8 protein-coding genes are annotated in these 13,006 nt (G+C 71.3%); 5 read left to right on the top strand and 3 right to left on the bottom strand.

Features of this window, described 5'->3' with window-relative positions; genetic code table 11:
• Positions 1 to 266 precede the first annotated feature (266 nt).
• Positions 267 to 965, top strand: coding sequence for a hypothetical protein (locus tag G6O69_RS22135; RefSeq protein WP_176397022.1), 699 nt, complete (start codon positions 267 to 269; stop codon positions 963 to 965).
• A 166-nt stretch (positions 966 to 1,131) separates the two neighbouring features.
• Here the strand turns inward: G6O69_RS22135 and G6O69_RS22130 are convergent, their stop codons facing one another.
• Together G6O69_RS22130 and G6O69_RS22125 are read right to left on the bottom strand one after the other, a co-directional pair.
• Positions 1,132 to 6,825, bottom strand: a complete 5,694-nt coding sequence (locus tag G6O69_RS22130) for an ATP-binding protein (protein WP_255216478.1) — start codon at positions 6,823 to 6,825, stop codon at positions 1,132 to 1,134.
• A 160-nt stretch (positions 6,826 to 6,985) separates the two neighbouring features.
• Positions 6,986 to 7,546, bottom strand: a complete 561-nt coding sequence (locus tag G6O69_RS22125; protein WP_172305496.1) for a gamma-glutamylcyclotransferase — start codon at positions 7,544 to 7,546, stop codon at positions 6,986 to 6,988.
• A 31-nt stretch (positions 7,547 to 7,577) separates the two neighbouring features.
• On the opposite strand from G6O69_RS22125, the gene G6O69_RS22120 reads away from it, so the two are divergent.
• A complete protein-coding gene (locus tag G6O69_RS22120; RefSeq protein ID WP_172305495.1) occupies positions 7,578 to 8,681 on the top strand; it encodes a hypothetical protein in 1,104 nt (367 codons plus the stop codon).
• A gap of 61 nt (positions 8,682 to 8,742) precedes the next feature.
• On the opposite strand, the gene G6O69_RS22115 is transcribed toward G6O69_RS22120, so the two are convergent.
• On the bottom strand, positions 8,743 to 9,354 hold the full coding sequence (locus G6O69_RS22115; RefSeq protein ID WP_172305494.1) for a hypothetical protein: 612 nt from the start codon (positions 9,352 to 9,354) through the stop codon (positions 8,743 to 8,745).
• Positions 9,355 to 9,428: 74 nt separating this feature from the next.
• Here G6O69_RS22115 and G6O69_RS22110 point away from each other — a divergent pair, with 74 nt between their 5' ends.
• The 3 genes from G6O69_RS22110 to G6O69_RS22100 are packed head-to-tail and all read left to right on the top strand — an operon-like array spanning position 9,429 to position 12,984.
• Positions 9,429 to 11,030, top strand: a complete 1,602-nt coding sequence (locus G6O69_RS22110) for an alpha/beta fold hydrolase (RefSeq protein WP_176397021.1) — start codon at positions 9,429 to 9,431, stop codon at positions 11,028 to 11,030.
• Positions 11,027 to 11,767: an ATP-binding cassette domain-containing protein gene (locus G6O69_RS22105; protein ID WP_172305492.1), complete on the top strand. Its 741-nt coding sequence runs from the start codon at positions 11,027 to 11,029 to the stop codon at positions 11,765 to 11,767. The genes G6O69_RS22110 and G6O69_RS22105 overlap by 4 nt, the downstream gene beginning before the upstream one ends.
• Positions 11,764 to 12,984: an ABC transporter permease gene (locus tag G6O69_RS22100; RefSeq protein ID WP_172305491.1), complete on the top strand. Its 1,221-nt coding sequence runs from the start codon at positions 11,764 to 11,766 to the stop codon at positions 12,982 to 12,984. The genes G6O69_RS22105 and G6O69_RS22100 overlap by 4 nt, the downstream gene beginning before the upstream one ends.
• Positions 12,985 to 13,006: the final 22 nt, after the last annotated feature.

The raw sequence follows: 13,006 nt of genomic DNA, 5'->3' as shown, positions 1-13,006 counted from the left end.
CACCCACTATCATCCGACGACCTTTATGCGCACATTGCGATTCAGCTCATCTGATCTTACGATCAATCATTAAGTGAGACAAAAAACCCCACCGCCCCCTTGCGTCCCCTCGCCCTGCGGTGTAGTTTGACTACAATAAATAGTATATGAAACTCGCACTCAATACGAACCCTCTTTCCGTGCAAGAGAACCCAATACGTCCGGAGAAGATCACCATGGCCCGCCACGCTGTCGCCTTTGCCCCTCTCCTCGCTCTAACAATGTTCGTGGGTGCCTGTGACCCGGAAAACACCGGAGACCTCGAACCCCGAGCGCTGCAAGACGCCGACGCAAACGTGGACGTCACCGCCATCGAGATCGAAGACGCAGCCGAAACGCTGGTGCTCGCACTCGAGGACAATGATGACCAGGCGATGCAGTCCTGTGAGGAATCCCAGTCCGTCACAATTGAAGTATTCCACTTCCAGTTCTCGGACATTTTCGCCATCAACCTCGTCCCCACGGGCCTGTTCCCCCCCCGCCCCGACGATATCGACACTTTCATCGAGCCGGAGCTCGAAGATGGTTTCATCGCTGCATTCAAAGCCTTTGATCTTCAGGGAAATCTGATCGGTTTTGGAACGGAGCAGGAGGTCCTCGACTTCGCCAACGCCGAGACCGCGACCACCTTCACGCTGACCCTGCCCGAGCGCGGGACGCTGATGTTCGGCGAGCAGGAGGACATCGCGCCGCTGCTCGATGAGGTCAACGATATGGACGCCAGCCAGGACTATGTCCGGACCTATGATCCTCCTCGGGTCGACGTCTCGACGATCCCCGGGACGGGCCGCATCATCGGCGGGACCGGAGAGTTCGAGAACATCACGGGCAGCGCCATCGAGATCGGCGTGACCCACTCGATCGACCTGATCGAGCGCGAGTTCGACCTCGAGGTCTATATGGTCCTCGCCTATACGACCAACTGAGCGCCCCACCTCGGGGCCGCCCCCAGCCGAGAACCCAGCCGAGAACCCAGCCGAGAACCCAGCCGAGAACCCAGCCGAGAACCACGAGACGAGGCGCTCCCCCGCGAGGAGGGGCGCCTCGTCGCGTGTCATCCGGAGCAGCAAGCGTCCCCTCCCCTCCCCTCCCTCAGCCCAGCTCCGCCGCCAGCTCTTGCCAGCTCCCGCTCGCCGAGCAGCGCTCGTGGACGAGCTCGAGCTCGTCCACCGCAGGTAACTCGAGAGAGAAGCGCGTGCCGTAGTCGGGCCGGGTCTCGACCTCGAGCTGGCCGCCGTGCTCCTGGACGATACCGTGGGACACGGCCAGGCCGAGACCCGTGCCCTGATCTCGGCCCTTGGTCGTGAAGAAGGGGTCGAAGATCCGCGGGAGCACCTCGTCGGGGATCCCCGGGCCCCAGTCGCGCACCGCCAGGCAGACCCAGCCGTCGCGCATCGAGTGATCGATGCTGATCTCGATGCGCTTGCGCTCATCGTATTGACCATAGGCGGACTCGAGCGCGTCGCGGGCGTTTGTCACCAAGTTCAAGATCACCTGCTGGATCTGCTGCGACCGGCAGCGCACTGGTGGCAATGGACACTTCGCGTCGAATTCCACCATGATGTGATTTCGACGCAGCACCGAGCGGATCAGCAACAGCGAGGATTCGACGATCTCGTCGAGCTGGACGAGCTCGGGCTCCTCGCGCGCGTCCTGGCGAGAGAAGGCCAGGAGGTTGCGGACGATCTTGGCCACGCGCTGCGACTCGCGGATGATCTCGAGGGCGAAGTCCTCGACCAGGCCGCGCTCGCGCGGGCTGCCGTAGATGAGATCGGCGTAGTTCATGATGCCCTGGATCGGGTTGTTGATCTCGTGGGCCACGCCGCTGGCCAGGGTGCCCACGGACTCGAGCCGCTGCTGCTGGCGCAGCTGGGCCTCGAGGGTGCGCTTGTCGGCCTCGGCCTGCTTGCGCGCGCTGATGTCAGTGGCCACGGCCACGGCGTTGCGGCGCCGGCGAGTGCACGCGCCGAGCAGCGTGTCGTGGATGGCGATCGGCGCGAGGCGGACGGCGTACCAGCGCGCCCCGCCCTCGCGCGGGTGATACTCGAGCTCGAGCTCACGACGCTCGCCTCGCTCGAGCACGGCGAGCACGGCCTCCCGCCAGCGCCGCGCGCTGCCGCGCTCGAGCGCCCCCTCCTCGTCACCCCGAGCCGCCTCGCCCCCGTCTCCGTCCAGGCCGCGGATCCCCTGCAGCGCGCCGCCGTGGTTGCGAAAGACGACCTCGCCCTGCTCGTCGAGCAAGGCGATCAGATCGGGCGCGCCGTCGACCAGCGAGCGCCAGCGCCCCTCGCTGCGGCGCAGCGCCGCGTAGAGCTGCGCGTTCTCGAGGGTGCTCGCCGCTTGCGCGGTGATCAGTCGCAGCGCCTCGAGGGTCGTCGCGCTGAAGCCGTGGGTGGTCAGGTGGTTCTCGAGCACCAGCACCCCGAGCGGGCGCTCGCCCTTGGCCAGGGGCAGCGCGAGCGCCGAGCGGACTTCTGTGCCCTCGAGGTAGGGATCGCCGACGAAGCGCAGGTCCTCGCGGAGGTCGTCGATGACCACGGCGTGACCGCTTCGGTTGGCCAGGTTGATCAACGCCACCGGCGCGGCCTCTGCGAGCGAGCGCAGCGGCCTGAGCGTGGCGTCGACGCGCTGCTCTCCGCCCGCGCTGCGCGACTCTGCGACCAGCGAGAGCTCACCGCCACGATCGAGGATCAGCAGGCCATGGTCCGCGCCGGCGTGGGTCACCGCCGCCTCGAGCAGGCGCTCGATGACCTCCTCGAGGCGCAGGTCCTCGGTGATCGAGCCGACGCTGTGCAGCACCCGCGCGAGGTCGAGGTTGCCGCCCCCCGTGCTCGAGGCCTCACCCACCCCGCCCAGGCGCGGGCCGCCCCGCGACTCGACGCCCGGCTCCTCGCCCTCCACCTGAGACCCCGAGTGCCCGCCGAACACGGCCGGATGCTCCGCGCGCAGGCGGGCGAGCTTGACCTCTGCGCCCCAGGCCTCGTAGGCCTCCCAGGCCCGCCGCCAGATCCCGTCGACGGCCGCGTGCAGGCCACGGCGCTCGAAGCTCGCGGCCAGCTGCTCGGCGGCGACGCCTTCGATCCACCGGCAGCCCTGACGCCGCGCCTGCTGCCAGGCTCGGTCGAGGCAGACCAGGGCCTGCTCCTCCTCCCCGCGGGCGCCGTGGCGCAGGCCCCAGACGAGCGCGCGGTAGTGGGCGTAGTTGGCCGGGCAGTCCTCGGCCCAGCGCTCGATCAGCGCCTCGCAGCGAGGCACCGCCGCCGCGGCTGCGCTCCCGGGGCGCTCTCCCGCGAGCGTGAGGATGTAGTAGGAGGCGCACAGCAGCGTGTGGTTACGCGCGACGTACGAGGTGTTGTAGGCCACGGTCTCGATGTCGAGCACCCGCGCGCAGCTCTCGAAGGCCGCGGCCGGCTCGCCGAGGCACAGCTGGATCATCGCGACCATGCCCTCGGCGACGTAGTAGTTCATCCGCCCGCTCCCGAGCGCGAACACCCGCTGGGGCTCGATCAACCACGCCTCGCCGCCAAGCAGGGCCGCGCAGGCGTCGGGCTGGCCGTCGTCGGCGGCGACGCTCTGCCCCGCCAACGCCCGGCACGCCCCGCGCGCGACGTTCAGGGCGATCTCCATCTGCAGCGAGCCGCCCCCGCCCAGGGCGGCCCTGGCCTGGCGGCAGCGCCGGTCGAGGGTGCGCAGGTGCGTCCCGATCTCGAAGAGCATGCTGACACCAAAGCCAGCGACGAAGCTCGCCGCCTCGAGCTCGCCGCGCTCGAAGCCGCGGCGAAAGCCGAGCTCGAAGCGCGACACGAGCTCGGCGAAGGGCAGGACCCGATGCAGAGACAGCGCCCCGCCCATGGCCAGCAGCCACGCCTCGCTCGTCGAATTCGGCCTGCTCTCGGCGAGCTCGCAGGCGAGCGCGTGCAGCTCGGCCGCCTCGGCGCAGCGCCCGAGGCCCCCGCTGACGGCGACCGAGAGATCCGAGAGCGCCTTGGCCGTGGTCTCGTGCAGGCCGACGCCTGCACACAGCTCGACGTGCTGCGCGATCAGCTGCAAGAAGAGCAGGTTGTCGATCACGAAGACCGGGTAGATCAGCTTGGCGAAGATCTCGAGGACCCCGCCCGCGCGCGGGTCTTCGCAGCGCGGCATGGCCTGGAGCTGCGCGAGGCTCCGCCCGCGAAACCGCGACCACGCGCGCTCGATGCTCGCCAGGGCGAGCTCGAGCCCGCGCTCGGCCGGCGGCGCGTAGCCGAGGCGCTCGAGCGCGCCGAGGCCGAGCTCGGCGGCCTCGTGGTGGCGAGAGTCTGCCCACAGCAGCTCGATGCGCTTGGCCACGACCTGGGCGTAGTCGGCGTCGTCGAGCTTCCAGTCGAGCAGGTTGATCAGCGCCTCGTCGGCCGCGGCCCGCCGCCCGGACAAGGCGATCACCCGCGCGAGGGTGAACGCGAGCTCGAAGCTCAGCGCGTAGCCGGGCGCCGCCGAGCCTCGCGCTCGCGCGCCCGCGCACAGCTCCGCGCTCGCGGCCACGCCGTGGCGCAGGTAGCCCTCGGCGCGCTCGAAGGCGACCGTGGCCATGGCCCGCTTGCCCGCGCGCAGATCGAGGGCCGCGAGCTCGAGCCTGTCCGGGAGCGCGAGGCCGTCGGGGGCGCCCGCGTCGAGGTGGTCGACGATCTCGAGCAGGCGCTCTTCGGAGCGCTCGAGCTCGGCCTTGGCCGCCTGGCCGATGGTCCAGCGCAGCCGACGGTGGGCGCCCTCGTCGAGGCCGCGGCTCGCCGCGTCGCGGACGCTGTCGTGGATGAAGCGGTAGCCCTCGCCGATCCGCAGCAGCAAGCCCACGTCCTCGAGCTCACACAGCTGCGCGCTGAGCTGCTCGCGGGGCATGGCGCAGATCGAGCTCAGGCGCTCGATCTCGAAGCTCGGGCCAACGCAGGCCGCCCGCCGCAGCAGCTCGCGCGCGGGCTCGCCGAGCGCCTCGAGCTTGGCGCACATCATCTCGACGGCGTCGTCGGGGATCGGCTCGGCCTCGATCGCCTCGAGCTCCCAGCGCCAGCCCCGGCGACCACCCACGCCCCCCTCCTCGAGGCGCAAGAGCCCACGCTCGCCGAGCTGGACCAGCAGCTGACCGACGAAGGTCGGCACGCCGTTGGTCTTGCGCACGATCACCTTGGCGAGCTCCTCGAGGCCCTCGCTGCCCGGCAGCGCGTCGCGCAAGAGCGCCTCGACGGCGACCTTCGACAGCCCCGAGAGCCGGACTCGCTCGCCGCGAGGATGGGCCGCGAACGCGGCCTCGAGATCGCGCAGCGGGTGCCCCAGCCCCAGCCCGTCGTCGCGCCAGGCCGCGATCACCAGCATCGGGCCGAGCTCCCCGCGGAGCAGCCCCTCGACCAGCTCGACGCTGCCCTGACTCGCGCGCTGAAGATCGTCGAAGGCCACGACCAGCGGCCGCCCCGAGCCGCTGATCACCGTGAACAGGCGCTCGACGGCGATCTCGAGCCGGTTGCGCGCGGCCCCGAGCTCGACCGGCGGCGGCCGTCGCTGCGGGCCGATGATCAGCTCGAGGGTCGGCGCGAGCTCGACGAGCACCCCCGCGAGCACCCCCAGGCCCTCGCCCAGCAGCTCGCGCCAGCGCGCGAGGCGAGCGTCGCTCTCGGTCAGCAGCTGCTCGAAGAGCGCCGTCAGGGCCCGGCCCAGCCCGGAGTCCGGGTCTCCACTCTCGACGCCGAACTCACCACGGATCAGGTATCCACCGTAGCCAGCGACGGCGGCCTCTATCTCGCTGACCAGCGCAGTCTTGCCGATGCCCGCCGGCCCGATCAAGGCCACGCTGCGCCGCCCACCGCCCTCGACCACCGCGGCGAGGTGCTCGCCGAGCAGCGCCCGCTCGCGCCCGCGGCCATAGAGCTGATGCGGCAAGTTGAGCGCGTCGGGGTAGTCCTCGAGGCCGAGCTCGAGCTGGGCCCCGTCGTCGCCGGCCTCGACCGCGGCCCGCAGCTTGCGAAGATCGACGGCCAGGCCCGCCGCCGTCTGGTAGCGGTGCTCCGGCGCCTTGGCGAGCAGCTTGTCGACGATCCGCGACAGGCCCACGGGCAGCTCGGGGTTGACCAGCTCGACCGGGCGGGGGCGCTCGGCCAGGTGCGCGTGGATGATCTCCAGGGGCGAGACCGACTCGAAGGGCCGGCGCCCCGTGAGCGCCTCGTAGAAGGTCACCCCGAGCGAGTAGAGATCGCTGCGAAAGTCGACGGCGTGGCTGGTCCGCCCGGTCTGCTCTGGGGAGATATAGGGCAGCGTGCCCACAAACACCTCATCGTCATATATCTGCCGACGCTCGCCCTCCAGCAGCACCGAGATCCCAAAGTCGGCCAGGTGAACTCGCCCGCCCCCGGCCGCGATCAGGATATTCGTCGGCTTGACGTCCCGGTGCACGACCTTGGCCGCGTGGACCTTTGCGAGCAGCTCGGCGAGCTCGATCGCCATGGACCAAAAGCGCGCCACGGTCATCGCCTCGCCGCCCAGGTGCTCGGCGAGGTTGACCCCGGGCACCCGCTCGAACACCAGGATCATCTGCTCGCCCACGCGCTTGAGCTCGAGCGCACGCACGACCCCGTCGATGTCGAGGCCGCGGATCAGCTCGAACTCGTGCTGCGCACGGTCTTCGGCCAACTCCCCGTCGAGGTCGAAGACCTTGGCGATCACCTCTTGGCCATCGCGCACGCGCGCAGCCTGATACACCCGCGAACGAGCCGATTCGCGCAATAGACGATGTACTCGAAACTCTGCCAGCGGGAGTCCCATCACTTACTGTCATTACCTTAGCCACCTTCTTCGGGGCGCGCCGCACCATGACTTCAATTGGTCATTATTTGTCATCGCAACTACGGACACGTCGCCCGCGTGATTGTCCCAATGGCCGGGGGCGAGACACCCCGGCCCGCGCGGGCTCGCTCCGCGCCGATCAGCCCCTCGCCTGACACTCGCGCGCGACCAGGGCCGCGAGCGCCTCGACGTGGTCGTCCCGCGCGCCCATCTCGACGAGCGACTCGGCGAGGCGCAAGACATACTCGGCGTTGGGGCCGCTCGGTCCCACGCTGCGCGCGACCTGCCTCGCGATGTCCTCGAGGGCCGCCTCTCCGAGCCAATGCGGGTTGGCGGGCGTCGCCACGTAGACCAGGACCGAGGGCACCCGCTCGCCGTCCGCGGCGACGATCGCCTCGACCTCGTAGCGCTCGTAGCCGCCGCGCTCGCGATGATCGAGGGTCGCCAGCACCTGCGCCTCGTGGCCGGGCGCGACGCGATAGATCGCGCCCCAGCAGCGCGCCTGCTCGGGCGCCGGCAGCAGCGTCACCACGCGCCCGGGCCGCCCCGGGACCCCTCGGTGGTCGGGGGATCCCTGCCAAAAGCGGCGGTCGAAGCCGTGCACCCACGCGGGGCGGCGCTCGGCGTACGCGAAGGCTGGACGCCAGATCAGCGAGCCGTAGCCAAAGATCCAAAGCGGCGCGGGGCTGGGGGCGGTCATCGCCGCGAGTCTATCCGTTACACTGGCGGCGATGCTCCGCGCACCGAGCCGGGCTCCCCTCGCCCCATCGCTCCTCGCCCCATCGATCCTCGCCGTGGCCGTCATGGCCCTGGCCAGCGCCTGCCCCAAGCCGGCGCCGGTCAGCGAGCAGCCCGACGCCGCGCCTGCGGAGGTCGATCGTGGGCCCGAGCTCGACCTCCTTGGCCTGTGCCAGTCGGGCTGCGACCGCCTGACCCGCTGCGTCCCCGAGCTCGCCTCCGCCAGCGACGAGCAGCCCACGACGATCGCCACTCGCCTCGTCCAGACCTGTGCCCCGGCCTGCGAGCGCTTCGCCGACGTCGAGGCCGCCGCGGCCGTGCGCGACTGCCTCGGCCTCGACGCCTGCGGCGCCTACTGGGGCTGTGTCAGCAGCGAGGCCGCGCGGCCGTGGCTGGCCAGCGTCGCCCCGGTCGGCGATCGCAGCTGCGAGAACCTGTGCAGCCAGGCCAGCGCGTGCGCGATCAATACCGTCTGCGAAGCGGAGGCCGAGGCCGAAGCCCGCACCGAGGCCAAGACCGGGCCGGGCGGCGCCGCCGAGGGCTCCTCTTCCCGCCGCTCCTCTCGCGGCGCCAAGGCCCGCGATGGCGCCAGCGCCAGCGCCGGCGCCAGCGAGGCCGCGCCGGGCGTCGACTCCGCCGCGTCCAGCGAGCCCTGCATCACCGACGAGGCCCGGCGCAGCGAGCTCGAGGAGCACTGCCTGCTCGAGTGCCAGGGGACCCCGGAGGACAGCCTCGCCCGCGCCGAGCTCATCGGCTGCATCGACCACGGCTCCTGCGGCGGGCTGCTCACCTGCCTCGACAGCTGGGCGAGCACCGACTACGGCGACGACAGCGGCGGGCCGCTGCCCGGCGTCCACCCGGCGTGCGACGCCTTTTGCACCCGCGCGATCGTCTGCGGCGCCGAGCAGGACGCCGAGGGCGAGGCGCTCTCCCCCGAGGACATCGCCGAGCTCGAGCGCGCGATGACCAGCGCCCACGTCGAGTGCGCCGTGCAGTGCGGCAAGGACATCGACGCCGGCCAGGACGCCGCAGGCTTCTCGACCTGCGCCGCGGCCCAGACCTGCGAGGACTTCGGCGCCTGCGCCGAGACGCTCTAGGAGCCCGGTTTGAATTCGCACCGCCAGGCAAATCTTGGCGGCCCCGTGGTCGTTGTCGCTCTCAAACGCGAGCGAGCGTCGGCTCCGTGACCGCGGCGTAGCGATCTCGATAGGGGCTCTCCCCGAGCTGGGTCAGCCCTTGCTCGATCGCCACCAGCTCCTCGTCGATCCGCTCGAGCGCGCGCTCGACCTCGGCGAGCTCGGCGATGGCGAAGGGCTCGAGCGCCCGGGCCCGGGAGACCGCCCGCCACTTGTCGCGCAGCGACTCGGTCAGCGCACGGATCCCCGCCTCGTCGAGCGAGCGCGCCTCGAGCTCGAGGCGATCCCCCCGCTCGAGCGCCTCGAGCTCGCGCAACCACGCGCGCAGGTGTGTCCAGCTCTCCATCAGCGCCCGGCGGTAGCGTTGGTCCCGGACCTGGCCGAGGGGCGCGTCCGGGTCCTTGATCGCTACCGCGGCCAGGTCTCGCCGCGCGTGCACGAGCTGCACACGCAGCTCCCGGCTGGCCCTGAACACCCGCGACAGCCCCGACGAGAGGTGAGCCGGCGGCGAGACGTCCACGGGCGGCTCCGGCAAGGTCTGGCGCCGAGACAGCCAGCGCAGCTGCCCCCGGACCCAGAGCGTCAGACGCAAGCTGGCGTAGCAGACAAGCAAGAAACTGAAGAGCCAAGACACGGGTCGAAGCGATTATGTCAGCAAGCGGCCATGGTGTCAGCCGGTCGCTCTCTCCGTGTTACGTTCCCGGGCCGATGCGAGCGCAGCGCTCACTTCGCGGCCTTCGGACCGCCTCACACCGTCGCGCTGGTGGGCCATCTCGCGGGCTGCTTCGAGGATCATCGCGCGTCGCTGTACTCGCGGGCGCGCTCTCGTCCGTCCTCGTCAGCGGCTGCGCTGGCGAGGCGCCGCCCGAAGGTCGCGACAAAGCCAGCGTCACCCTCGAGCCCTGCGGCGCCGTGCTCGCGGACGCCCACTGTGGCGTGGTCTCGGTCCCCGAAGATCGCAGCGAACCCACGGGGCGACGCATCGATCTTCGCGTCGTGGTCGCCCCTGCAACCGGGCGCGACCCGGCCCCCGATCCAGTCTTCCTGCTCGCGGGCGGACCCGGCCAGGGCGCGGCGTCCTTCGCCGGACAGCTCGCCCCGGCCCTCGCCGAGATCCGTCGCGCGCGTGATCTGGTGTTCGTCGACCTCCGCGGCACCGGCTCCTCCCAGCCCCTGGTCTGCGCGTTCGAGGACTACGGCGACCTCCACGAGCTCCTCGGCAACGACATCGCCCTCGAGCGCATCGACGACTGCCTCGCCGACTACGCCCGGACCCTCGGCGAGGTCGACCTCAGCCAGTACACCACGCCCACCCACGCCGAGGATCTCGACGAGGTCCGCGCGGCCCTCGGCTACCGCGAGATCAACTTGCTGGGCATCTCCTACGGCACCCGCCTGGCCCTGGTCTACATGCGCGCCCACCCGGACCACGTGCGCGCGTCCGTGCTCGACGGGGTCGCCCCGCCCGACATCAACTTCAGCCTCGCGATGCCCAAGAACGCCGAGCAGTCCCTGCGCGCGGTGCTGGCCGACTGCGAGGCCCAGCCCGCCTGCGCGCGCGCCTTTCCAGGCCTCGAGCGCAAGCTCCTCGAGGTCCTCGCGCGCCTCGGCGAGGCTCGCGAGCTGCGCGAGGTCACCCACCCACGCACCGGCGCGGTCGAGCGCGTCGACGTCTCGCCCGCGGCCCTGCTCGCGGCCCTGCGCCTGGCCCTCTACAGCGGCGAGGCCTCGGCGCTGATCCCCTGGATCATCGACCGCGCCCACGCCGGCGACTTTGGACCGATGGCCGCGATGCTCGTGCGCATGGAGCAGGTGTCCCAGTCGATGAGCTCGGGCCTGTACTTCTCGGTGAGCTGCGCCGAGGACCTTGCCCAGCTCACCCCCGAGCGCCGCGCCGGGGCCCTCGCGGGCCAGCGCCTGTTCACCGACGCGACCAGCCTCGAGCAGCTCGAGGCCGTGTGCGCCCGCTGGCCCCACGCAGACCTCGACGCGGTCGCCCCCGACTTCCGCGAGCCCGTGGTCAGCGACGTCCCCACGCTGCTCCTGTCCGGGCGCTACGACCCCGTGACCCCGCCGAGCATGGCCGAGGCCACCCTCGCCCACCTCGGCCACGCGCGCCACCTGGTCGTCGAGAGCGCTCACCACGGAGTCTGGTCCCGGGGCTGCGCGCCCGCGCTGATGGCCGAGTTCTTCGCCAGCGCCGACCCCGAGGCCAGCTCGGGCGCCTGCCTCGACACCATGACCAAGCCGCCCTTTTTCTTGAGCGCCGCGGGACCGCGCAGCCCCCTCGCCCAGGGAGCTCAGCCATGATCGAAGCCGTCGATCTCTACAAGTATTTTGGCGAGCTCGTCGCCGTCGACGGCGTCTCGCTGACCGCCGAGGACGGCCGCATCACCGGCCTGCTCGGGCCCAACGGCGCCGGCAAGTCCACGACCTTGCGCCTGCTCTACGGGCTCATGCGCCCCGACGCCGGCAGCGTGCGCGTCGACGGCATCGAGGTCGTCGGCGATCCCATGGCCGCCCAGGCCCGCGTGGGCGTGCTCCCCGACGCTCACGGCCTCTACCCGCGGCTGACCGCCCGCGAGCACGTGCGCTACTTCGGCCGGCTCCAGGGCCTGCGCGGCGAGGCCCTCGACGCGCGCACGGCCGCGCTGATCGAGCGCCTCGACATGCAGGGCATCGCCGACCGGCGCACGGCCGGCTTCTCCCAGGGCGAGCGCATGAAGGTCGCCCTGGCCCGCGCCCTCGTCCACGGGCCCAACAACGTGCTCCTCGACGAGCCCACCAACGGCCTCGACGTCATGAGCACCCGAGCCATGCGCCAGCTGATCCGCGAGCTCCGCGACGAGGGCAAGTGCGTGCTCTTCTCGAGCCACGTCATGCAAGAGGTCTCGGCGCTCTGCGACGTGATCGTGATCGTCGCCAGCGGGCGCATCGTCGCCCGCGGCACCCCAGACGAGCTGCGCGAGCTCAGCGGCGAGTCCGACCTCGAGGACGCCTTCGTGGCCTTCAGCGAGGGCGCCCTCCGCGAGGGGGCCACGCCATGAGCACGCCGCCAACACCCCCGACCCGCCCGTCCATGCCCTGGTTTCTGGCCATGTGGATCGTCCTCGGCAAAGAGCTGCTCGACGCGGTCCGTGACCGCCGCGCGCTCTTCTCGGCCCTGCTCTACCCGCTCATCGGCCCGCTGCTCTCGGGCCTGCTCTTCGGCTTCATCGCCGACAAGCAGCGCGAGGCCGCCGACGTGGCGATCCCCGTCGTCGGCGCCGAGCACGGCGAGGAGCTGGTCTCGTGGCTGACCAGCCACGGCGTCGAGACCAGCGAGGCCCCCAGTGAGCTCGCCGCGGCCCGCCAGGCCGTGCGCGAGGGCGAGCTGCCCTTGGTGCTGGTGATCCCCGCGGACTTTGGCGAGCACCTCGCCGAGGGCTCCCCCATCCCCCTCGAGCTGATCGTCGACGGCTCGCGCAACGACAGCCGCCCCGCCGTCGGCCGGACCAAGCAGCTGATCGAGCGCTACGGCCACGGCCTGGCCACCACCCGGCTGATCGCCCGTGGGGTCGATCCCGCCGTGGTCTCACCGGTGCTCGTCAGCGAGGTCGAGGTCGCCAGCGAGCAACAGCTGGCGACCAGCGTGTTCATCTTCGTGCCCATGTTCGTGCTCCTCGCGACCTTCATCGGCGGCATGCAGGTCGCCGTCGACGCGACCGCCGGCGAGCGCGAGCGCGGCTCCCTCGAGCCCCTGCTCCTCAATCCCGTCCCGCGCTCGGCGATCGTCGCGGGCAAGTGGCTGGCCGCCGTGGTCTTCTCCGTGGCCTGCGTGGCGCTGACCTTGCTGTGCTGCCTCTACGTGCTCGAGTACACCGCCGTGCGCGACCTCGGCCTGCACATGGCCAGCGGGCCGCTCGTGGTCCTCGGGGTCCTGGCCGCCGCCGTGCCCATGGCGCTGATGGCCGCGGCCATCCAGGTGCTCGCAGCGAGCTTCGCCCGATCCTTCAAGGAGGCCCAGACCTATATCTCGCTGCTGATCTTCGTGCCCATGGCCCCGGCCATGATCGGCATGATGGCCGGCCTCGGCGACTCCCCGGGGCTGCTGGCGATCCCCGGGGTCGGGCAGCAGATCGTCGTCGAGAAGCTCTTCGGCGGCGAGAGCGTCGACCTCCTCCACTTCGTGCTGCCCACGCTCTCGGCCATCGTGGTCGCTAGCGCGTGCCTGGCGGCCACGGCGATGATGTTCCGCCGCGAGTCGGTGATCTTCGGTCGCTGAGCGCACGCACGGGGGCCAGTGG

The organism is Pseudenhygromyxa sp. WMMC2535 (genome assembly GCF_011083025.2).
Note: the sequence above shows the minus strand (reverse complement) of the source record. Positions and strands in the feature narration are given on the sequence as shown.